The organism is Sphingosinicella sp. LHD-64 (genome assembly GCF_031157375.1).
Classification (GTDB): domain Bacteria; phylum Pseudomonadota; class Alphaproteobacteria; order Sphingomonadales; family Sphingomonadaceae; genus Allosphingosinicella.
This window is the reverse complement of record NZ_JAVIFV010000007.1, coordinates 24,005-43,179: the sequence shown is the minus strand read 5'-3', so window position 1 is coordinate 43,179 and position 19,175 is coordinate 24,005. Positions and strand designations below refer to the sequence as shown.

At 68.3% G+C, this 19,175-nt stretch carries 22 protein-coding genes and 1 other RNA gene; 8 read left to right on the top strand and 15 right to left on the bottom strand.

Annotated features, from left to right (window positions below):
* Position 1: 1 nt before the first annotated feature.
* From RCO27_RS18915 to RCO27_RS18870, 10 genes are all read right to left on the bottom strand, one after another.
* Entirely contained in the window at positions 2–421 is a 420-nt protein-coding gene (locus tag RCO27_RS18915; RefSeq protein WP_309004282.1) for a Fur family transcriptional regulator, read from the bottom strand.
* A 102-nt stretch (positions 422–523) separates the two neighbouring features.
* Positions 524–946 (bottom strand): MucR family transcriptional regulator, encoded by a 423-nt coding sequence (locus RCO27_RS18910; RefSeq protein ID WP_309004281.1) that lies wholly within the window; start codon positions 944–946, stop codon positions 524–526.
* 124 nt (positions 947–1,070) lie between these two features.
* Entirely contained in the window at positions 1,071–1,544 is a 474-nt protein-coding gene (locus RCO27_RS18905) for a GNAT family N-acetyltransferase (RefSeq protein ID WP_309004280.1), read from the bottom strand.
* Positions 1,541–2,179, bottom strand: a complete 639-nt coding sequence (gene tsaB, locus RCO27_RS18900; protein ID WP_374990396.1) for a tRNA (adenosine(37)-N6)-threonylcarbamoyltransferase complex dimerization subunit type 1 TsaB — start codon at positions 2,177–2,179, stop codon at positions 1,541–1,543. The genes RCO27_RS18905 and tsaB overlap by 4 nt, the downstream gene beginning before the upstream one ends.
* Positions 2,180–2,325: 146 nt before the next feature.
* Positions 2,326–2,898, bottom strand: a complete 573-nt coding sequence (locus RCO27_RS18895) for a NifU family protein (RefSeq protein WP_309004279.1) — start codon at positions 2,896–2,898, stop codon at positions 2,326–2,328.
* A 67-nt stretch (positions 2,899–2,965) separates the two neighbouring features.
* Complete coding sequence (locus tag RCO27_RS18890; protein WP_309004278.1) at positions 2,966–3,823, bottom strand: amidohydrolase family protein; 858 nt, start codon at positions 3,821–3,823, stop codon at positions 2,966–2,968.
* Between the two features lie 73 nt (positions 3,824–3,896).
* On the bottom strand, positions 3,897–4,148 hold the full coding sequence (locus RCO27_RS18885) for a hypothetical protein (protein ID WP_309004277.1): 252 nt from the start codon (positions 4,146–4,148) through the stop codon (positions 3,897–3,899).
* Positions 4,149–4,223: 75 nt separating this feature from the next.
* Positions 4,224–5,078, bottom strand: a complete 855-nt coding sequence (locus RCO27_RS18880; protein WP_309004276.1) for a cyclase family protein — start codon at positions 5,076–5,078, stop codon at positions 4,224–4,226.
* 63 nt (positions 5,079–5,141) lie between these two features.
* A complete protein-coding gene (locus RCO27_RS18875) occupies positions 5,142–6,671 on the bottom strand; it encodes an MBL fold metallo-hydrolase (RefSeq protein ID WP_309004275.1) in 1,530 nt (509 codons plus the stop codon).
* A 29-nt stretch (positions 6,672–6,700) separates the two neighbouring features.
* On the bottom strand, positions 6,701–8,647 hold the full coding sequence (locus tag RCO27_RS18870; RefSeq protein ID WP_309004274.1) for a TonB-dependent receptor: 1,947 nt from the start codon (positions 8,645–8,647) through the stop codon (positions 6,701–6,703).
* A gap of 134 nt (positions 8,648–8,781) precedes the next feature.
* Here RCO27_RS18870 and RCO27_RS18865 point away from each other — a divergent pair, with 134 nt between their 5' ends.
* Positions 8,782–9,711 (top strand): LysR substrate-binding domain-containing protein, encoded by a 930-nt coding sequence (locus tag RCO27_RS18865; RefSeq protein ID WP_309004273.1) that lies wholly within the window; start codon positions 8,782–8,784, stop codon positions 9,709–9,711.
* A gap of 45 nt (positions 9,712–9,756) precedes the next feature.
* On the opposite strand, the gene ssrA is transcribed toward RCO27_RS18865, so the two are convergent.
* Both ssrA and mscL read right to left on the bottom strand, forming a co-directional pair.
* Positions 9,757–10,136: a transfer-messenger RNA gene (gene ssrA / locus RCO27_RS18860) on the bottom strand.
* A gap of 94 nt (positions 10,137–10,230) precedes the next feature.
* Positions 10,231–10,656: a large conductance mechanosensitive channel protein MscL gene (gene mscL, locus RCO27_RS18855; protein WP_309004272.1), complete on the bottom strand. Its 426-nt coding sequence runs from the start codon at positions 10,654–10,656 to the stop codon at positions 10,231–10,233.
* A 79-nt stretch (positions 10,657–10,735) separates the two neighbouring features.
* Here mscL and RCO27_RS18850 point away from each other — a divergent pair, with 79 nt between their 5' ends.
* From RCO27_RS18850 to RCO27_RS18835, 4 genes are read left to right on the top strand one after another with little or no spacing between them, the layout of a single operon-like run.
* Positions 10,736–11,320, top strand: a complete 585-nt coding sequence (locus RCO27_RS18850) for a LemA family protein (protein ID WP_309004271.1) — start codon at positions 10,736–10,738, stop codon at positions 11,318–11,320.
* A 13-nt stretch (positions 11,321–11,333) separates the two neighbouring features.
* A complete protein-coding gene (locus tag RCO27_RS18845; RefSeq protein ID WP_309004270.1) occupies positions 11,334–12,122 on the top strand; it encodes a TPM domain-containing protein in 789 nt (262 codons plus the stop codon).
* Positions 12,116–12,793 (top strand): hypothetical protein, encoded by a 678-nt coding sequence (locus RCO27_RS18840; protein WP_309004269.1) that lies wholly within the window; start codon positions 12,116–12,118, stop codon positions 12,791–12,793. Before RCO27_RS18845 ends, RCO27_RS18840 begins: the two co-directional genes overlap by 7 nt.
* A complete protein-coding gene (locus RCO27_RS18835) occupies positions 12,790–13,317 on the top strand; it encodes an NUDIX hydrolase (RefSeq protein ID WP_309004268.1) in 528 nt (175 codons plus the stop codon). Before RCO27_RS18840 ends, RCO27_RS18835 begins: the two co-directional genes overlap by 4 nt.
* Positions 13,318–13,684: 367 nt before the next feature.
* Here the strand turns inward: RCO27_RS18835 and RCO27_RS18830 are convergent, their stop codons facing one another.
* Together RCO27_RS18830 and RCO27_RS18825 are read right to left on the bottom strand one after the other, a co-directional pair.
* Positions 13,685–14,029 (bottom strand): hypothetical protein, encoded by a 345-nt coding sequence (locus RCO27_RS18830; RefSeq protein WP_309004267.1) that lies wholly within the window; start codon positions 14,027–14,029, stop codon positions 13,685–13,687.
* Positions 14,030–14,127: 98 nt separating this feature from the next.
* Positions 14,128–14,739, bottom strand: coding sequence for a TetR/AcrR family transcriptional regulator (locus tag RCO27_RS18825; protein WP_309004266.1), 612 nt, complete (start codon positions 14,737–14,739; stop codon positions 14,128–14,130).
* 76 nt (positions 14,740–14,815) lie between these two features.
* On the opposite strand from RCO27_RS18825, the gene RCO27_RS18820 reads away from it, so the two are divergent.
* Complete coding sequence (locus tag RCO27_RS18820; protein WP_309004265.1) at positions 14,816–15,427, top strand: NAD(P)H-dependent oxidoreductase; 612 nt, start codon at positions 14,816–14,818, stop codon at positions 15,425–15,427.
* Between the two features lie 12 nt (positions 15,428–15,439).
* On the opposite strand, the gene RCO27_RS18815 is transcribed toward RCO27_RS18820, so the two are convergent.
* Positions 15,440–15,718 (bottom strand): ETC complex I subunit, encoded by a 279-nt coding sequence (locus RCO27_RS18815; protein WP_309004264.1) that lies wholly within the window; start codon positions 15,716–15,718, stop codon positions 15,440–15,442.
* Between the two features lie 243 nt (positions 15,719–15,961).
* Between RCO27_RS18815 and RCO27_RS18810 the strand changes: the two genes are divergently transcribed.
* Both RCO27_RS18810 and hemH read left to right on the top strand, forming a co-directional pair.
* Positions 15,962–18,184 carry a molybdopterin cofactor-binding domain-containing protein gene (locus RCO27_RS18810; protein ID WP_309004263.1) on the top strand — a complete coding sequence of 741 codons (2,223 nt, stop codon included), beginning with the start codon at positions 15,962–15,964 and terminating at the stop codon, positions 18,182–18,184.
* Complete coding sequence (hemH, locus tag RCO27_RS18805) at positions 18,181–19,152, top strand: ferrochelatase (RefSeq protein ID WP_309004262.1); 972 nt, start codon at positions 18,181–18,183, stop codon at positions 19,150–19,152. The genes RCO27_RS18810 and hemH overlap by 4 nt, the downstream gene beginning before the upstream one ends.
* The last annotated feature ends 23 nt before the right edge of the window (positions 19,153–19,175 follow it).

Sequence of the window (19,175 nt, the reverse complement as noted above, 5' to 3'; positions counted from 1 at the left end):
CCTAATTATCGCGGCGGATCGAGACGCCGTAGAGCTCCATGCGATGATCGACCAGGCGGAAGCCCAGCCGCTCGGCGATGCGGCGCTGGAGCTCCTCCAGCTCCTCGTCGACGAACTCGATGACATTGCCGGTCTCGACGTCGATCAGATGGTCGTGATGGGTCTCGGCCGCCGCCTCGTAGCGCGCGCGGCCGTCGCCGAAATCGTGCCGCTCCAGGATGCCCGCTTCCTCGAACAGCCGGACGGTGCGGTAGACGGTCGCGATCGAGATGCCCGGGTCGATCGCCGCGGCGCGGGCGTGCAGCGCCTCCACGTCGGGATGATCCTCGGCCTCGGAGAGGACCTGCGCGATCACCTTGCGCTGTTCGGTGAGGCGGAGGCCCTTTTCGGCGCACAGCGCCTCGACATCGATGGTTCGCATGGGGCCTCTTCTAGAGCAGATTCCGCCAGAGGGCAAAGCGCGAGCACGCAAAAGCGCCGCCCCGCACGGCGGAGCGGCGCCCTGTGAGCTCGAACGGCCGGCCTACTTGCGCGGCGCGCGCTTGCGCTTGGTGCCGAGGCCGATCTTCTTGGCCAGGGTCCGACGCTGCTCGGCATAATTGGGGGCGACCATCGGATAGTCGGCGGCGAGGCCCCATTTCTGCCGATATTCGTCCGGCGTCATGTTGTAGTGGGTCATCAGATGCCGCTTCAGCATCTTCAGCTTTTTCCCGTCCTCGAGGCAGACGATATAGTCGGGCTTGATCGACGAACGGATCGAAACCTTGGGCTCCGGACGCGGCGCGGGCTCTTCCTTGCTTTCGCCGAGGCCGCTCAGCGCATTGTGGACGTTATTGATCAGCAACGGAAGGTCGGAGACCGCCACGCTGTTGTTGCTGACATGGGCCGAGACGATGTCGGCGGTGAGGGTGATCAGCGTCTCACCGAAATTGTCTTGGTTTTCCATAGAACGGTACCAACTTTCTTTATGGGCAGTAGGATCCTGTCCTTGGCCGACAGGCAGTGCAGCGATAAGTCCGTTTTACACCTCTTGACAAGGTGAAAACAGTCCCAAAACGCTCTATTTTAGCTCAAATCGACACGATCTTCGCAAATGTCAGCGCGTCGTAATTCTGGCCGTCCGGACCGCTGTAGTAATGAGGCCGCCGCCCGATCAATCCGAAGCCGGCGGTTTCGTACAATTTCACGGCGCGATTTCCATCCCGGACCTCGAGATGCAGCCGCGCCGCGCCGCGCCGGCGGGCCAGCGCTTCGAAACGCGCGAGCAGGGATTTGCCGACCCCGCGACCCTGCGCGCCGCGCCGGACGGCGAGCAGCAGCAGTTCGGCCTCATCGGCGACGATCCGCGACAAGGCAAAGCCGATCGTCCCCCCGTCTTCCCGCGCCAGGGTGAGCCAGACGCCCGGCATCGGCATCAGCCCCGCGCATTGCGACGCGGTCCAGGCCTCGCCGAAGCACGGCTCGAAACTGTCGTCCATCACCGCCATGACGTCGGCGAGATCGGCGAGGCCGCCTTCGCGCAGGGTGACCGTCAGAGTGCTCATGTCATCGGCCCTTCGACGCCGCCTGCGGCGTCGCTCTGGACGGGCTTCGCATCGGGCGCACGGCCATAGATCGGCCGGGGCGCAAGCGTGCGCAGGTCCGGCGGCAGCCGGCCCGCGTCCGCTGCGCGGGGGAGCGCGTCCCGCCACGAGCCGTATCCGCGCACGCCGACCAATGCTTCCGCGCCCGATCCGACGACGAGATCGGCGGCCACGGCCGCGGCTGCCACCTCGGGCGCAAGCGAGCGCAAGTCGTCGAGAGGCGCGAGCGGATCACCGCCATAGCTTTGCACGAAAAGCTCGCCATGTCCCCCGGCAAGCGCGACGCCGACCGCCGGCGCGACCGCGGCCGCAGCGAGGAGCGCCATCGACGAATAGCCGGCGAGCGGCACACCCCAGCCGATGGCCAGGCCATGCGCCGCGGCGAGGCCGACGCGCACGCCGGTGAAGCTGCCCGGCCCGCAATCGACGAGGATCGCTTGCGGCCGGCGAGACCCGAGCAGCTCCGCCACCATCGGCATCAGCCGCTCGGCATGGCCGCGCCCGACGATGTCATGGCGTTCGGCCAGCACGGCGCCGTCCGCTTCGAGCAATGCCACGGAGCAGGCCGCGGTCGCGCTGTCGATCACGAGAAGCACAGGGATTCACATCCGATCACAGGCACCATCGTCACCCTGAACTTGTTTCAGGGTCCAGCTTTCCACTCGCACTGCTGCTCGAAACTGGATGCTGAAACAAGCTTGTCCTGAGCCCCGTCGAAGGGTTCAGCATGGCAAGATCAGGATCAGACCGCCTCGACCGTCTCGACCTCGGGGACATAGTGCTTGAGCAGGCTCTCGATCCCGTTCTTGAGGGTCATCGTCGAGGACGGGCAGCCGGAACAGGCGCCATGCAGGGCGAGGTAGACCGTGCCCTCGCGAAAGCCGCGATAGACGATGTCGCCGCCGTCGCGGGCGACGGCCGGACGAACCCGGGTGTCGATCAGCTCGCGGATCTGCGTCACGATCTCGGCATCGGCCGGATCGTCCTCGACATCGGGCTCCGGCGCGACGTCGATACCAGCCGCGGTCCCGGCGCGGAACAATGGCGCGTCGCTGACGAAGTGATCGAGCAGCACCTCCAGCACCTGCGGCTTCAGCAGTCGCCATTCGACCCCCGGCGCGGCGGTGACCGAAATGAAGTCGCGGCCGAAGAACACGCCCTCGACCTCGCCGGTCGAGAAGATCGCCTCGGCCAGCGGCGAGGCTTCCGCCTCCTCCGGCGTCGCGAAATCGCGGGTCCCGTGGTCCATCACGGCATGGCCGGGGAGGAACTTCAGGGTCGCCGGGTTGGGCGTCGTTTCGGTCTGGATCAGCATGGTGCGGATGTGGGCGCCGTCACGTCGGCGATCAAGTGTCCAAACGAGTCTCCTGGACGCGAGACAGTCATTCCCGCGCGCCGAGCAGCAGGCGCTCGGCATTGCCGTAGCGGATCTGCGCCCGCTCCTCGGGGGTGAGGTCCAACCGGTCGAGCGCCTGCACCGACTGGGCCAGCGAGAGCTGCGGATAGTCCGAGCCGAGCAGCAGCCGATCGATACCCACATTGCGCATCGTCCAGACGAGCTCCGCCTCGATCGGCGAGTCCGCGGCGAGGACGACGAGCGCCGAAATGTCGAACCAGAGGTTGTCGGGCCAGAAGTCGCGGGTCGTGCGGGCGAGGGGGATGATGTTCCAGAAGCGGAAGTTCATGCCGCCGAGGTGGGCGAACAGGAACTTCGTGCGCGGCGCGCGGACGGCGAGGTTGAACAGGTTCTCGCTGTCGCCGGGGATGATGTTGGCATTGTCCATCATCACCACGACGCCCAATGTCCCCGCCTCCTGCACCAGGGTCAGCACGCGCGGATCGGTGACGTCGAACTGCTGGGTATGCGGATGGAGCTTGATCGCGCGCACGCCGGCGGCGGCGAGGCGGCGAAGCTCCGCGATCGCGGCCGCACCGTCATAGGGGTGAACCGAGGGGATCGGCAGCAGGCTGGGGTGGGTGCGGGCGAGCGCGAGCAGCTCGTCATTCTTCGCGCGCATTTCGTCGAGCTGGCCAGGTCCCACCGCCATGTGCAGGCCGCCGAAGCGGGTGACGCCTTGATTGGTTTCGCGCAGCTGCGCCTCATACTCCCGGATCGACTGTGCGCCGCGCCAGATGTGGACGTGGAGATCGAAGACGGGCGTTTCCGGCGGCGGCGGCTGGGCGACGGCAATCTGCGGGAGGACGAGAGCCAAAGCGGCGAGTAGGAAGAGCCGGGTCATGGAATCCTGTCGGTCCTGGCTGCGGCGGTGAATGGCCAATGCCGATGACACGCCGGGCGAACCGCCTTTAAAGTCATTGGGCGTTGGCTGCCACAGGTTCGATCCGGGCCGGAGCGGCGGCATTGGCCTGGTTGGCGAGGGCGTCGATCTCGCGCTGAGTCTCCGCCTCGATCGCGCCCACCTGGTTCTCGACAGCCGCCTCGAGGGCCTTCGCCTTGTTCTCGATCTCGGCATTGGTGCGCTCGAAGCGGTTGGCGACCGGTTCCGGCTCGCTCGAGCAGGCGGCAAGGACGGACATGGCGAGGACGGCGACAAGCGGGCGCATGGGTTCTCCTTGCGCCCGCTTGTCCGGGGATCGAGCGACGAACGCAAGTCTCTCGAAAGTCCGTGGGAAGCCCGGTTACTCGCATCGCGCAAAAACCCGCGCCGGCGCGCCGGATGCGCCGACGACCTTCATCGGGGCGACGATGAGCTCGCACGCGCCCGGGTCGGCCGAAACGGCCGAGAGATCGCCCAGATTCTCGATGAGGGGGATGTTACGGGGCAGCAGCAAGCCATGGCAGGAGCGCTGGATGGACTGGAAATTGGGAATCCGATCGACGCCCCCGTTGTCGGCGCCGATCCCGGCGATCTCCGCTTCCCCTGCATCGATCAGCTGGCTCAGCCGTTCGCATGCCTCCAGCGTGAAACCAGGTGCCGTGTCCGCATTGTAGCCGCTTGCCCCGAACTGCCCCGCATGGCCGAGATTGGCGAGCAGCCACGCGCCCCCGACGAGCCGTGCGCGCACGCGATCGATGTCCTGGGCGGTGACGTTGCGGTCCGCGCGCCCGGACGTGTCGATGATGACCAGAGGGCCATGCAGCTGCGACAGCTCGAGTTCGCCTATGCTGCGCTGCCGTTCCGGTTCCGCGCCTTCGGGCACATAGTGCCGCGGTGCATCCACATGGGTACCGGTGTGATCCCAGAAATGCAGGTCTCCGGAGAAGAACCCACGGCTGCCCCGAACGAATCTGCCGGTGTATGAGACACGGACGTCGGCGGGCTCGCCGTCCGCTTCGGGATAGGGCGCGGCGGGATCGACCGGGATGAACTGCCGGCGCTCGGTGCCGGCAGCGGCCGGATGGTAGGCGGCGAGCGAACGGCCGAGGTCATACAGCCGCACCGGCTGGCTTTGCGCCATCGCCGAGCCCGCCGCGGCGAAGAGAAGGAACGTGGCGAGGGCGACAGGGGCAAGGGCAGCGGCAAGCAGGCGCATCGGGCTTCTCCTTGCGCCCGCTTGTCCGAAGATCGGTTGGCGAAGACAAGCCCGATCGAAGACCTAGCTGTCGGGATCGGCCGCATTCATCCTGTCCCGGAACTCCTCGATCGTCGCGGTACGGCCGTGGACGCCGGCGATCTGCCGCACATCCAGACCCAGCACCTCCAGCGCTCTCGCGAAGCTGACGAAGGAGTCCGGGGGCGTTCCGGTCGGGGCGTCATTGCTCGGGACGATGAACATGTCGCCCTGAAACACGATGCGCTCCCGCGGCAGCCAGGCGATCAGCATCTCGTGCGTGTGTGGGTTGGGGCCGATGTCGATGAGCTCGACCGTCCGCGACCCGTCGGTGAGGATCCGCCGGCCGCCTTCGGTCAGCTCGAGGCGCACCGGCCGCGGCTGCGCGGCGAGACGATCCCGGATCGGCGCAGCGGCGATCGCCTCGACGATCGGGCGGTTGCCGGGCGTCGTGATCACCGTGGCACCTTCGGCGATGAAGCTGCGCAGGCCCCCGATATGATCGCCATGATGGTGCGTCATCACGATGTAGCGGATCGGCTTGCCGGGAATCGTCTCGCGAATGCGGGCGATCGCCCGTTCGGTCCCGGCGCTCGAACCCGGTGCCTCGACAACCGCCACATGGTCCCGGAATTCGACCGCGAGGACGTTGTGCTGGGGACCCGCAACACTTTGCAGGAGAAACACGCCATCGGCGAGCCGTTCCACCCGCTCCGGAAGAGGCCGCGACGGGCCGGCGGGTGCGTAGCCCGCCGCATGCACCTCGAACGCCTGTGCGGTGATGTCCGGATTGATCTCGACGGCGAGCCTGCCGTGCAGGGTCAGCTCTCCCGCTTCATGATTGCGCAGCGTCCGCGGCACGACCGTGGCCCCAGTCCGCACATAATCGGCGAAGACGACCTCCGAGGCTTCGTCGCCCGTGAGCGGATCGACGAACAGGGTTTCGTATTTGGACAAGAGGCCGCTGCCGGCATTGATGTAGACCGCGATCTGCTGGGAATCGGCGGTCACGAAGCTGAACACGTCATGCGGCCGGCCCTCGAACATCTCCTGTCCCAGCGAACGCAGCGTGCCGTCACGCTCCAGCGCCTGGAGCAGGATCAGGTGCGGCAGCCGGCGCTGATGCGCGGCGAACTCTCCGTCGATCGCGGCCGGCCCCGGAAACGGCCGGAAGGTGCGGGACCGGTGATTGTAGATCACCGGGTCGCGGAAGGCGGCGAGGCTGGTGCTGTGCCGCTCGATCCCCCCTTCCACCTGGCGCCATCGGTACCGGAACCGGCGATTGCGCAGATCGAGCAGCAGGTCCTGCTCATCGACGCCCGGTTCGAACGGCGGCGCGACGGAGCGGGCCTGCAGACGCGGCCAGATCTGCGCGTCGAGCCGGACCCTGACCGCCGCGATCGCGCGCAGGGCGGCTTTACCGCCGAAGGCATTGACGGCGCGGTCCAGCACCGCGCAGGCGCTGGCCTGGGAGCGCTCGACCAGAGTTTCCGGATTGCCGGTTTGGGCATGGACGGCGGACGCGGGGGTTGCTGCCAGCGCCAGCATAAGGGCGGCTGTGATCCGAGAGAGCATGGGAATGGCGTTCCTTTGATGTGAGCGGATCAGAAGTCGGCGGAAAGCTGGACGCTGAAGCGGCGGCCGGGGCGGACGAAGAAAGAGTGGCTGCCCCTCACCTCGTAGCTGCGGTCGTCGAACATGTTGGCGAGCAGCACGCGCAGCGCCATCGGCGTTTCCGCGGCCCGGAAGCGGTAGCGGGTGCCGATGTCGAACGTCGTCGTGCCCGGCTCGAACAGCTGCCGTCCGCCGAGTTCGGCAAAGCCCAGAGTGCTGGCGGCGACCCGGCCGGTATGCTGGACGCTGAAATCGAACGAGAGACCCTCGACCGGCGTCTGGTAGTTGAGATCGAGCCGGGCGGTGCGGTTGGCGATGCGGACCGCCTTGGGACCGGCACGCCCGGTCTCCACTGCCTCGCCCACCACCGCCGGATCGAGCAGGACGAGGCCGCCCACGACCGAGAGCCCTTCGATCGGTTGCGCGGTGAGCGAGACTTCGACGCCGCGGTTCCGGAAGGTGCCCAGCGGGCCATAGATTCCGTTGCCGTCGAGGCTGAAATAGGGACGCTCGATCTCGAAGATGCCGGCGACCAGACGGGTGGTGCCGAAGGCGAGGCGGATGCCCGCCTCCTTCTGCTTCGTGCGCGAAGCTTCGACCGCATCGTCGCGGTTGACCGCGCTGGCCGGCGGGCTCGCCGTCTCTTCCAGCCCCTCGGTATAGCCGCCGTAGAACGCCAGCCACGGCGTCGGCGTCACGGCCAGCGCGACGTTGAGAAGCCAGGGGCGATCGCGGTTGACCGCGACATTGCCCGGGCGGCTGATCTCCGAACGATAGTCGGTCTTCTGGATGCCGGCGTTCAGCTCCATCACGCCTTCCCAGCGGCCGACATAGGCGAGGCCCGCGGTCCATTGCCGGACCGAATTCACCGTCGGAGTCGCGAAGGCGAAGTCCGGCTCGTCCCGCCGGATGAATTCGCCGACGATCGCCCGGCCGAGCGTCGCGGTCGCGCTGCCGCCGATCACGAGGCGCTTGTCGCGGCCACGCAGCGCGACGTGGAGGGAGTGATCGAAGCGGGTGCCGTCGTGGGTCCAGCTCAGCCGCGCCTCGCCCGACGTCCAGCGGGCGGGGAGGCGCGGCTCCGCCACCATCACATTGGTGGCTGAGCCATCCGGCTGCACGTCGAGGAACAGGTCGGAATAGGTACGGGTGCGGACCGAGCGGGATTCGAACAGGCCGAAGCGGAAGGTGAGGTCGCTGCCGAGCTCGTAGCGGCCGAGCGTGCCGTAGGTCTGGCTGCGCTGGAAGCCACGCGCCCATTCCTGGCCGTAGAAACGGCCGCCGGAGATCATCGGCGGCAGCCGCGGGCCGGTGGTGATGAGCAGCGGGCCGGCATCCTCGTCTGTGCTCGCCGAGCTCCAGAAGGCGGTGACCTGTCCACCGTCGAAACGCAAGGTCGGGATCACCGCGATGGCGCCATATTCGCCGTTGCGGCCGTCCTCGAAATAGCGGCGCTGGTAGTGGCCGCCGACCGCGGTGCTGAGGCGCCCGGCGACGAGCGGGATGCGGGTGTCGGCCTCAAGGAAATAGCCGCCATATTCGGAGCTGCCGACCGCAACGCTGCCGCCCAGCGTGTCGTCAGAGGGGCGCAGGGTATAGTCGACGATCCCGGAGGGCGCCGGGAAGAGATAACCCTGGGCCGGCAGGCCGACGCGCACCACCGAGCGGGAGGTGAGGCGCTGGGTGAGGCCGTTGCCGCCGAGATCGAAATACATGCCCTCGATCCGCCGGTTGCCGGCCACCGTCGGGCTGAACCCGCGGACATTGTTGTCGCGGTAGAGGCCGATCGTCTCGTTGCCGATACTGGTGCCGAACGCATCGGACGCGCTGGTGATCACATTCTCCTGGGTGCGTTGGGCGAAGGCTTCGCCATGGACAAGCAGGATTGAGCCAAAAAGAGCGGGAACCGCGGCGGCGGAAGCAAGGATTCTGGACATGGAGCGCTCCTCGTTGATGCAAAGGCAATCAGCGACAAGGCCCCTCCCCTGGCGTGCTGCAGGGACATGGGTAGGCGGAGCACCAAAATAGCGTTAGGCGAATCTCGGAGATTTAGACTAAGGGGAGCTTAGCCATGAACCTCCAGTCGCTCCCCCCGCTGCCCGCGATCCGCGCCTTCGAGGCGGCGGCGCGGCTGGGCAGCTTCTCGCGCGCGGCGAGCGAGCTCAACATGACCGCCGCGGCGGTCAGCTACCAGGTGAAGCAGCTCGAAAGCCGGCTCGGGTTGATGCTGTTCCGCCGATTCCCCAGGCGGGTCGAGCTGACCGGCTCGGGCGAGCTGCTGGCCCCCGCCATCTCCGGCGCCTTCGCGACGATGCGCGCCACCTTCGCCCAGGCGGTCGAGCGCTCGCAGGGGGAATTGTCGATTACCACCCTGCCGACCGTCGGCGCGGCCTGGCTGGTGCCCAAGCTCGGCCGGTTCAAGGACAGGCACCCGCACATCCGCCCGCGGCTCGACATGACCGTGCCGGTGGCGGACCTGGGCGGCTTCGACTTCGACATCGCGATCCGCAGCGGCCTCGGCAGTTGGCCGGGCCTGCGCAGCCAGTTCCTGCTGCCCAATTTGTTCACGCCGGTGTGCAGCCCCGAGCTGGCCGAGGCGGCCCGGCAATTGGGCGAGGGCCGGGTCGCGGCGCCCCTGCTCGGACGCACCGGCTGGTGGCGGACCTGGCTGGAGGCGGCGGGGCAGGGCGGACTCGACCTCGCGGGGGCCTTCGGGGCGCAGCTCGACGCGGAATATCTCTACGTCTCGGCGGCGATGACCGGCAACGGCATCGCCATGGTCTCGCCGATCTTCTTCCAGCGCGAGATCATGAGCGGCGCGCTCGTCATGCCCTTCGATCTCGTCGTCGCGGACGGCCGGGGCTACTGGCTCGCCTACGCCGCCGCGCAGGCGCGCAGCACGAAAATCCTCGCCTTCCGCGACTGGATCAGGCGCGAGGCCGAGGCGGACCGCGCCAAGGCGGCGCCGCTGCTGACGAATGTGGTGACGATCGATCGGTAGGAGTGGGGGACTTCTGTTGCCCGGTGTCCCGCGCTCCTTGAAAGGAGTGGGGGTTTCTGTTGCCCGGCACCCCCTGGCCGCTGGAATCCGCTTCTGTTGCCCGGTGCGGCCCAACCGCGCTTTTGTCCTTAGTAACTCAATCCGTGAGGATCGAAGTTACGCGGCAATCGCGAGCGCCTCGTTATCGTTGGCACTTGTGTACGGGCCGTCACGGTGGTCCCATCCCGGGCAAAAGTCAGCGCTTTTCAACACACGTCGATCCTGGTTCGGCCCCGTCAGAATCCCCTGCTTTCGCAGAGGCTTGTGGTGGAGCCGCCGGGTACTGCCCCCGGGTCCGCTGTGCCTATTGCACACCGTCGTTTATCGCCATAGCCGGCCGAAACCGGCAGGTCCTATATAAGGAATGGGCGATTAATGTGAAGTGACCCGCACGTCGCCCCGGCGGAGGCCGGGGCCTCAGGCCGGAAACGCGCCTGCGCCCTTCACCCCACGAGATCCCGGCCTGCGCCGGGATGACGGTTACTTCTTCTTGAGCTCGTCCCTGATCTCGCGGAGCAGCACGACCTCGGCGGGATCCTCCGCCGGCGCCTCCTCGGCCTTCTTGATCACCTTGTTGGCCATCTTGACCATGAGGAAGATGATGAAGGCGAGGATCAGGAAGTTGATGACGACGGTGAGGAACTGGCCGAAGCCGAGCACCGGCGCGCCCGCGGCCTTCAGCGCCGCATAGTTGGAGAGGGAGCCGGCATAGCCCTGCGGCACCGGCCCCAGCAGAATGAAGTAGCTCGAGAAATCGAGGCCGCCGAAGATCGCGCCGACGACCGGCATGATCATGTCTTCGGTGAGCGAGGTGGTGATGGTTGCAAAGGCGGCGCCGATGATGACTGCGACCGCCAAGTCCAGCACATTGCCGCGCGCGATGAATTCCCTGAACTCCTTGAACATCTCACACTCCCCGTTGCGTGGCCGGTGACGAGAGCCTACTTCCTCATGCCATCGATTAGAAGGGAGAGGTTTTTCAGCCATGCGCCTTCGCCTCCTCGCCGCTTTCGCGCCCGTCCTGCTGTTCCTCACCGCCTGCGGGGTCAATTCGATCCCGACCGCGGAGGAGACGGCCAGGGCGCGCTGGGCCGACGTCCAGAGCCAGTACCAGCGCCGCGCCGACCTCATCCCCAACCTGGTCAACACGGTGCGCGCCGCCGCCCAGCAGGAGCGGACCGTGCTGCGCGAGGTGACCGAGGCGCGGGCGTCCGCGACCCGGATCACGGTGACGCCCGAGCAACTCAGCGACCCGGCCGCGATGGCGCGCTTCGCCGAAGCGCAGGGGCGGCTGACGATCTCGCTGCAGCGGCTGCAGGAGGCCTATCCGGAGCTCCAGACCAACGCCAATTTCCGCGACCTGCAATCGCAGATCGAGGGCACCGAGAACCGCATCCAGGTGGCGCGCCGCGACTACAATTCCGCGGTCCAGGCCTACAACACCGAGATCCGCACCTTCCCCTCGGTGATCGGCGCCCGGATCATCTACGGATCGCAGCCGATGACGCCGTTCGAAGCCGAAGCCGGCGCGCAGGGCGCGCCGACGGTCGATTTCGGCAACATGCAGTAAGCCTGGGCGCCCGTTGCGGGTTCTGCTGATCCTCCTCGCGCTGCTGCTCGCCCATCCGGCGGGGGCGCAGACCTTCCCGCCGCTCAGCGGGAGGGTGGTGGATGCGGCCGATCTGCTGCAGCCGGATCAGGAGGCGGCGCTCGACGCCAAGCTTGCCGGGCTCGAAAGCGCAACCTCGCGTCAGCTGGTCGTCGCCACTGTGCCCGACATGCAGGGATATCCGATCGAAGACTATGCCAACGGCCTGTTCCGCGCATGGCAGCTTGGTCAACGCAATGCGAACAATGGCGCATTGCTGCTTGTCGCGGTTGGCGAACGGCGGGTGCGGATCGAGGTGGGTTACGGCCTGGAGGGCATTCTTACGGATGCGCTGTCCAGCCGCATCGTCAGGGACGACATCACGCCGCGTTTCCGCAACGGCGATTTTCCCGGAGGTATCGAGGCGGGCACGGACGCGATCATCGCGCAACTTCAGGCACCCCCGGAGGTCGCGGAACAACGGGCGATGGACGCGGCGCAAGCGGAACGTGCGAGCGACGACGGATCGGGTTGGCCGCTGATCTTCTGGATCATCGTCATCTTCTTCATCGTCATCCCGATGCTCCGCAGCGGTTTTGGCGGAAAGCGTTACCGCGGTGGCCGCGGGCCCATCGTGATCTGGGGGCCGGGCCTCGGTGGATCGGACTGGGGCGGATCGGGTTCCGGCAGCAGCTGGAGCAGCGGCGGATCGAGCTGGGGCGGAGGCGGCTTTTCGGGTGGCGGCGGATCGTCCGGCGGCGGCGGGGCGTCGGGGGGATGGTGACGCGGCTCACCCAGGCGGACCATGACCGCGTCACCGCGGCGATCGTCGCGGCCGAGCGCGAGAGCGCGGGCGAGATCGTGACCATCGTCGCGGCGCGGTCGGACGCCTATCACGATGTCGGCCTCCATTATGCGATCCTCGCGATGCTCGCGGTGCCCGGCGTGCTGGCCTTCGCGCCCGATACGTGGATCGCCTGGGTCGAGACGGCGCTGCTCGGCTGGAACGGCACATTCACTCGCGGGCCGGCGATGCTGGCGCTGTTCGCGGCGATGACGCTGGCTTTCCTGATCGTGCGCTATGCGCTGGCCTGGATGCCGCTGCGGCTCGCGCTGACGCCGGGGCGGACCAAGACGCGGCGCGTCCATCGCCGCGCGATCGAATTGTTCCGCACCGGCGCCGAGCAGAAGACGCAGGGGCGGACCGGCATCCTCATCTACCTTTCGACCGGCGAGCGCCGCGCCGAGATCGTCGCCGACCGGGCGATCCATGAGAAAGTGGAGCCGGAGGCCTGGGGGGAGGCGATGGCCGCGCTCATCGACGAGGTGAAGGCGGGCCGCCCCGGCGAGGGGCTGGCGGTGGCCGTCGCGAAGGTCGGTGCGGTGCTCGCCCGCATCCTGCCGCCGGCGACCGATAACCCTAACGAATTGCCCGACAGAGTGGTGGAGCTATGAGCCGAGGACAGGACGAACCCGAACAGATCGAATGGGAAGGCAGGTACATCGCCGCCAAACGGCGCGGGAAATGGGAATATGTCTCGCGCACCCGCAACGTCCATGCGGCGGTGATCCTCGCCTTCGATGCCGGCCATGTCCTGCTGGTCGAGCAGTATCGCGTGCCGCTAGGCTGCAACTGCCTGGAGCTGCCGGCCGGACTGGTCGGCGACGACATTGCCGGCGAGGCGGCCGAGGCGGCGGCGATCCGCGAGCTTGAGGAGGAGACCGGCTACCACGCGTCCCGCATGACCGACCTCGGGCAGTTCTTCAGCTCGCCCGGGATGGTCTCGGAGAGCTTCACGCTGCTGAGGGCGGAGGGCGTGCGCAAGGTCGGCGACGGCGGCGGCCTCGACGGCGAGGACATCGTCGTCCACCGCGTGCCGGTCGAGGACGTCCACCTGTTCGTGAAGGCCAAGCGCGAGGAGGGCTGCGCGATCGACGTGAAGCTGCTCCTGCTGCTGACCGCGGAGTTGCTCACGTAGCGCCCATACCGTGCGGAAAGGCGACGGAGCGCGAAGTTCGGGCCTCGCGGTGCCCGGCTTTCAGAAAAAGGGCCACGTTTCCATCGGCTTGAAAGACAAGAGCCCAAGCGAAGTTCGGGGATTCGCACGGAAAACACGAAAATTTCACCCTTCCGGGCGTAGAAAAGCCCGGAAATCTCAGGATTTCTGAGAAAAATGCCGGTTCGGGTTTTGTCCAGCCAGGTGCACTGGACACCGGCTTCGGGCGAGGTTCGGAGATTCGGGCCGGCGCGTGATCGCCCTTCCGCCACACTGGTGAGATCGACAAGGTCAAGGAGCCGGCGACCCGGGCGAAACCCGAGTCGCGGCGAGCATGTCAGGCGAAATCCTATTTGTATCCAACAAACCGAGATGTCTGCTTTCGACCCATTGCGGGCATCATCCGGCCTCTATCGGCCTTATTACGGTCGGCAACGGGATCTTCCGCTCGCCCCTTCGTTTGCGCAGCCTGAATCTGCTCTCGCAAATCCTGCCAGTCATCGGGCAGGGACCGGCGGGGATCGATGACATAGACTTTCTCCACGCCCAAGGCATTCACGTTGCGGATTACCGTTCCGATGTTCTTCACATCGGTCGGGTTCTCGATCACGGCGATGAGATTCTTGCAGCGAAACGGCTTGATCGCTTCGGCGCGCTTGCGAACGGTCGGCTTAGATGAGGCTGCTTCTTCCATGAGCGAACGCTAGCACGCCAATGTCCGTTTTCCACCCTTAGCGGGCATTCGATGATGCCGCCGCCCTGTCATCCCCTCGTGGATGGAAGAGGAAGCGCCTACGCTCCTCCGGATCGGCCCACGACGGCAATGATCGCATCGCGCAGCTCGGCCTTCGCGTCGTCCGCGGCGATCTCGCCGGCGGCGGCGGCGGCGGACAGGGCTTCGGCGGCGCCGAGCACCGTCCAGAGGCCGGCGGCCGGGATCGCCTGCCCGGCGGCAAACGGATCGAGCACGCGGCGGCATTTCGCCATGAAGCCCGCGACATAGTCGCGCTTGATCTTCTGCAGCTCGGGCGAGCCGGCCAGCGCGGCGCTGACGCCGGGAATCTCCAGCCCCATGCCGAGCACGCAATCGACATAGGTCGCGGCGATGGCGCCGGCCTTGCCCGCCAGCGTCGCCGGGGTGGCCTCGATCGCGGCGTCCATGATCGTCTTCTGGCGGGAATCATATTCGCGGTAGAGAGAAGCAAGCAGGCCGGCGCGGGTGCCGAAATGGTCGTAGACGACCGGCTTGGTGACTCCCGCCTCCCCGGCGACGCGGCCCAGGGTCAGCGCCTCGGTCCCCTCCTCGCGCACCAGCCGCCACGCCGTGTCGATCAGCTGGCGCTGCCGCGCGTCGCGGGAGAGGCGCTGGCGGGGCGCGGCGGGCGATCCATCGGTACTTGACATATAACTTACCATAAGTAACTTACTATCAGTATATAGGAGCGGAGAGTCGCTCCGCAATCGCCTTCAGGAGGTTCAGATGCATGCGCTGATCGTCGTGTCCCATCCCGATCCCGGATCGCTGAGCCATGCGGTCGCCGCCCGGCTTGCGGACGGCGTGGCGCGGGCGGGACATGGCGCCGAGATCGCCGACCTCATGGCCGAGGATTTCGACCCGCGCTTCAATGCCGATGACCTCAGGGTCCACCGGGAGCGGATGGCGCCCCCGGCCGACGTTCTGGCCGAGCAGGCACGGATCGACCGGAGCGACCGGCTGGTGCTGGTCTATCCAATCTACTGGTGGTCGGTGCCCGGATTGCTCAAGGGCTGGATCGACCGGGTGTTCGTCCAGGGCTGGGCCTATGACGAAGGGCCGGACATCGGGCTGGTCAAGAAGCTGCGCCACCTCAGGGTCCATCTCGTCGGGATCGGCGGCGCCGACGAGCGGACCTATGCCCGGCACGGCTATTTCGGCGCGATGAAGACCCAGATCGACCACGGCATCTTCGATTATTGCGGCGCCCGCGTGGTCCGCCACGAGCTGCTGCTCGGCACCGGGCCCGAGGAGGTGGCGGCGCATTTCGAGGGCGCCCGCCGGCTCGGGCTCACCCTGTTCGACGATGCCGACGCCTGTGCCGCCCGGGCGGCCTGAGCGGCGCCCGGCTCAGCGGAAATTGTCGGCGTAGGACTGGAGCTTGAGCTTCGGCGCGGCGGCCGGGACGATATGGGCGTGGATGCCGTTGCGCATCGCATAGGCCTTGGCGGCCTCCAGCGTCGGGAAGGTGAGGACCACCTGCTCCTGCGTGTCGGCGCCGCCGGCCCAGCCGGTCAGCGGATCGGGGCGCTTGGGCGCGGCGGATTCGAACTCAAGCACCCATTCGCCGGCGCGGGCCCTGCCCGACTGCATCGCGTTCCTGGAGCGCTGAAAGATCCGTGCGGCCATAGTCCCTTCCCTCGCCACGGCCCCTGCCGAATCCGGGCGGGAGAATCAAGCATTGTGCGGATCGTCATTGCGAGCGCAGCGAAGCAATCCAGTCCGGCGTTTGACTCAGGCTGGATTGCCGCGTCGCTGCCGCGAAGCGGCAGTTTATCCTGAGCGACACCGCAGGCGGCGTCGAAGGGCTCCTCGCAATGACGGAGGCTGAGAGCCCTAGCCCGCTCGCCCCGCCCCCTCTATCACGCCCGGATGGCGCGTGGCGGCGAGGACAGGGGGATCAGCCGGCGGACCCTGCTGGTCGGCGGGGGCGTCGGGCTCGGCCTCGCCGTCGCCTGGTCGCTCTGGCCGCGCAGCTACCGGCCGAACCTGCGCACCGCCGACGGCGAGACGGCGTTCAACGCCTTCCTGAAGGTCGGGCGCGACGGGCGGGTGATCGTCGCCGTACCGCAGGCCGAGCTGGGCCAGGGGAGCTGGACGGCACTGCCGCAGATCCTTGCCGACGAGCTGGGCGCGGACTGGCGCACCGTCTCGGTCGAGCCGGCGCCGATCGGTCCGCTCTATGCCAATCTGCTGCTCGCCGAGGCGGCGACCGGCGACAGCGTCCTGCCCGCCACCTTCGGGATCGACCGCTGGACGGCGCGCGAATATGCCGTGCGCAACGCCGTGATGGTGACCGGCGGATCGACCTCGGTGCGCGCTTTCGAGGCGCCACTGCGCGAGGCCGGGGCCGGCGCGCGGGCGCTGCTCAGCATGGCGGCTGCCGCGCGCTGGGGCGCGAACTGGGAGGAGCTCGACACCCATGACGGCTTCGTCTGGCGCGGCGACCAGCGCCTGTCCTTCGCCGAGCTTGCCGATGCGGCCGCCACGCGGGAACTGCCGGAGAACCTGCCGGTGCGGGGCGGGATCGACAACCGGCTGACGGGCCGCGCTTTGCCCCGGATCGACGTGCCGTCGAAGATCGACGGCACCGCGATGTTCGCCGCCGATATCCGCCTGCGCGACATGGTCTATGCCGCGGTGCGCAGCGCGCCGCCGGGCAGTCGCCGCGTCGCGGTCGACTGGGATGCGGCCGACGGCATCCCCGGGGCGCTGAGGGTGATCGAGAATCCGGAATGGACCGCCGTGGTCGCGACCAACGGCTGGGCGGCCGGCAAGGCGCTGGACGGGCTGAAGCCGCGCTATGACAGGCCCGCGGGACCCTCGGACCGCGGCATCGCCGATGCCCTCGGCCACGCGCTCGATGCCGGCGACGCGCGGCGCGTGCATGAAATCGGCGAGCCCGACAGGCAGGTTCCCGGCACCAGCCGGATCGACGCGCTCTATGCGGTCGGGCCGGCCCCGGGCGCCCCGATCGAGCCGCTCGTCGCCACCGCGCGGCTGGAGGGCGACCGGCTGGAAATCTGGGCGCCGACCCAGGCGCCGGGCCTGGCCCGCGCCGCGGCGGCGCGCGCGGCCGGCATGAGCGAAGGCCGCGTGACCCTCTATCCGACGCTGGCGGGCGGCGGCTATGGCCGCAAGCTGGAGGTCGAGGCGATCGCCCAGGCGGCGGTCATCGCGGTCAAGATCGAACGGCCGGTGCAGGTCACCTGGCCGCGCATCCAGGAGATCCAGCGCGACGCCTTCCGCCCGCCCGCCGCGGCGCGGCTCAGCGCCTGGGTGGCGGACGGCCGCATCCGGGCCTGGCAGGCGCGCGTCGCGGCGCCGGAGACGTCCGCCGAGGTCGCGGCGCGGCTGGGCGTCGCGGCGCGCTTCTTCCGGCCCGACGGCGGGCCGGTGGCGGGCGCGGTGCCGCCCTATGGGATCGACCATGTCGCGATCGACCATGTCGGTGCGGAGACCGGTCTGGCGACCGGCATCTGGCGGGGCGGCGCCCGCAGCTACACCGCCTTCTTCACGGAATGCTTCATCGACGAGCTGGCGCGGGCGGTGGGCGCGGAGCCCTTCTCCTTCCGCATGGGCATGCTGGGCGGCAATCCCCGCCTCGCCCGCTGCCTCGCCACCGCGACCGCGATCGGCGGCTGGGACGGCGGGCCGCCCGGCAGCGGCATGGGGATCGCGGCGGCGAGCGCGTTCGGCTCGCACATCGCCGCCCTCGTCGAGGTCGAGATGAGCCGCGCCCAGCGCCTCAGGGTGCTGCGCGCCGTCTGCGCGGTCGATTGCGGGCGGGTGATCAATCCCGAACTGGTGAAGCAGCAGATCGAGGGCGGGCTGATCCACGGCATTTCCGCTGCGGTCGGCCGGCCGATCCGCTTCGCCGGCGGCTTGCCGACGATCCGGACGATTGCCGATTACGGCCTCCCCGTCCTGCGCGATGCGCCGGACGTGACGGTGGAGCTGCTGGAGAGCGAGGAGGAGCCGGGCGGAGTGACCGAGCTGGCGGTGCCGGTCGCCGCGCCGGCGGTCGCGAATGGCTGGTTCTCGCTGAGCGGCCGGCGCGCCCGCAGCCTGCCGATCGCGGCGGGGCAGCGATGAAGATCGGGGTCCTCCTCATCAACCTCGGCACGCCCGATGCGCCGGAGCCCCGGGCGGTGAAGCGCTACCTGCGGGAATTCCTGTCGGACCCGCGCGTGGTCGAGATCCCGGCGCTCGTCTGGCAGCCGATCCTGCGCGGCATCATCCTCAACCTGAGGCCCAGGAAATCCGCTCATGCCTACAAACTGGTGTGGACGAAGGACGGTTCGCCGCTTGCCGCGATCACCGCGCGGCAGGCGCGGGCACTGGCGGGTGCGTTCGGTCCGGACGTCGTCGTCGATCATGCGATGCGCTACGGCAACCCGGCGATCGGCGTTCGGATCGACGCGCTGATGGCGGCGGGCTGCCAGCGCATCCTGATCGCCCCGCTCTATCCGCAATATTGCGGCGCGACGACGGCGACGGTGAACGATGCGGTCGCCGCGCATCTGCGCCGCCTCCGGCACCAGCCGGCGATCCGGGCATTGCCGGCTTATCATGACGACCCGGCCTATATCACCGCGCTGAAGGAGACGACGGAGGCCGCGCTGGCCGCGCTCGATTTCGAGCCGCAAGCCGTGATCGCCAGCTTCCACGGCATGCCCGAGCGGACCAGGGCCCTGGGCGACCCCTATCACGACCAGTGCCTGGCGACGGCCCATTTGCTCTCCGGAGCCCTGGGCCGCGAGCTGACGGTCACCTTCCAGTCGCGCTTCGGCCGGGCGAAATGGCTGGAGCCGGCCACCGACGCGACCCTCGCGGCGCTGCCGGGCAGGGGGATCAAGCGGGTCGCCATCCTCGCGCCGGGCTTTGCCGCAGACTGCCTGGAGACGCTGGAGGAGCTGGCGATCCGCGGCAGGGAGACCTTCCTCGCCGCCGGCGGCGAGCGCTTCGCCTGCCTCCCCTGCCTCAACGATTCCGCGCCGGGCCTCGCCATGCTGCGCCGCCTGGTCGGGCGCGAGCTTGAAGGTTGGGTGGCGCCGCAATAAGCCTTGCCCGAGAACCAGAACGA

Coding starts and splice junctions, on each gene's coding strand:
- RCO27_RS18915 (WP_309004282.1), bottom strand. CDS start 421: ATGCGAACCATCGATGTCGAGGCGCTGTGCGCCGAAAAGGGCCTCCGC.
- RCO27_RS18910 (WP_309004281.1), bottom strand. CDS start 946: ATGGAAAACCAAGACAATTTCGGTGAGACGCTGATCACCCTCACCGCC.
- RCO27_RS18905 (WP_309004280.1), bottom strand. CDS start 1,544: ATGAGCACTCTGACGGTCACCCTGCGCGAAGGCGGCCTCGCCGATCTC.
- RCO27_RS18895 (WP_309004279.1), bottom strand. CDS start 2,898: ATGCTGATCCAGACCGAAACGACGCCCAACCCGGCGACCCTGAAGTTC.
- RCO27_RS18890 (WP_309004278.1), bottom strand. CDS start 3,823: ATGACCCGGCTCTTCCTACTCGCCGCTTTGGCTCTCGTCCTCCCGCAG.
- RCO27_RS18885 (WP_309004277.1), bottom strand. CDS start 4,148: ATGCGCCCGCTTGTCGCCGTCCTCGCCATGTCCGTCCTTGCCGCCTGC.
- RCO27_RS18880 (WP_309004276.1), bottom strand. CDS start 5,078: ATGCGCCTGCTTGCCGCTGCCCTTGCCCCTGTCGCCCTCGCCACGTTC.
- RCO27_RS18875 (WP_309004275.1), bottom strand. CDS start 6,671: ATGCTCTCTCGGATCACAGCCGCCCTTATGCTGGCGCTGGCAGCAACC.
- RCO27_RS18870 (WP_309004274.1), bottom strand. CDS start 8,647: ATGTCCAGAATCCTTGCTTCCGCCGCCGCGGTTCCCGCTCTTTTTGGC.
- RCO27_RS18865 (WP_309004273.1), top strand. CDS start 8,782: ATGAACCTCCAGTCGCTCCCCCCGCTGCCCGCGATCCGCGCCTTCGAG.
- mscL (WP_309004272.1), bottom strand. CDS start 10,656: ATGTTCAAGGAGTTCAGGGAATTCATCGCGCGCGGCAATGTGCTGGAC.
- RCO27_RS18850 (WP_309004271.1), top strand. CDS start 10,736: ATGCGCCTTCGCCTCCTCGCCGCTTTCGCGCCCGTCCTGCTGTTCCTC.
- RCO27_RS18840 (WP_309004269.1), top strand. CDS start 12,116: ATGGTGACGCGGCTCACCCAGGCGGACCATGACCGCGTCACCGCGGCG.
- RCO27_RS18835 (WP_309004268.1), top strand. CDS start 12,790: ATGAGCCGAGGACAGGACGAACCCGAACAGATCGAATGGGAAGGCAGG.
- RCO27_RS18830 (WP_309004267.1), bottom strand. CDS start 14,029: ATGGAAGAAGCAGCCTCATCTAAGCCGACCGTTCGCAAGCGCGCCGAA.
- RCO27_RS18825 (WP_309004266.1), bottom strand. CDS start 14,739: ATGTCAAGTACCGATGGATCGCCCGCCGCGCCCCGCCAGCGCCTCTCC.
- RCO27_RS18820 (WP_309004265.1), top strand. CDS start 14,816: ATGCATGCGCTGATCGTCGTGTCCCATCCCGATCCCGGATCGCTGAGC.
- RCO27_RS18815 (WP_309004264.1), bottom strand. CDS start 15,718: ATGGCCGCACGGATCTTTCAGCGCTCCAGGAACGCGATGCAGTCGGGC.
- RCO27_RS18810 (WP_309004263.1), top strand. CDS start 15,962: ATGGCGCGTGGCGGCGAGGACAGGGGGATCAGCCGGCGGACCCTGCTG.
- hemH (WP_309004262.1), top strand. CDS start 18,181: ATGAAGATCGGGGTCCTCCTCATCAACCTCGGCACGCCCGATGCGCCG.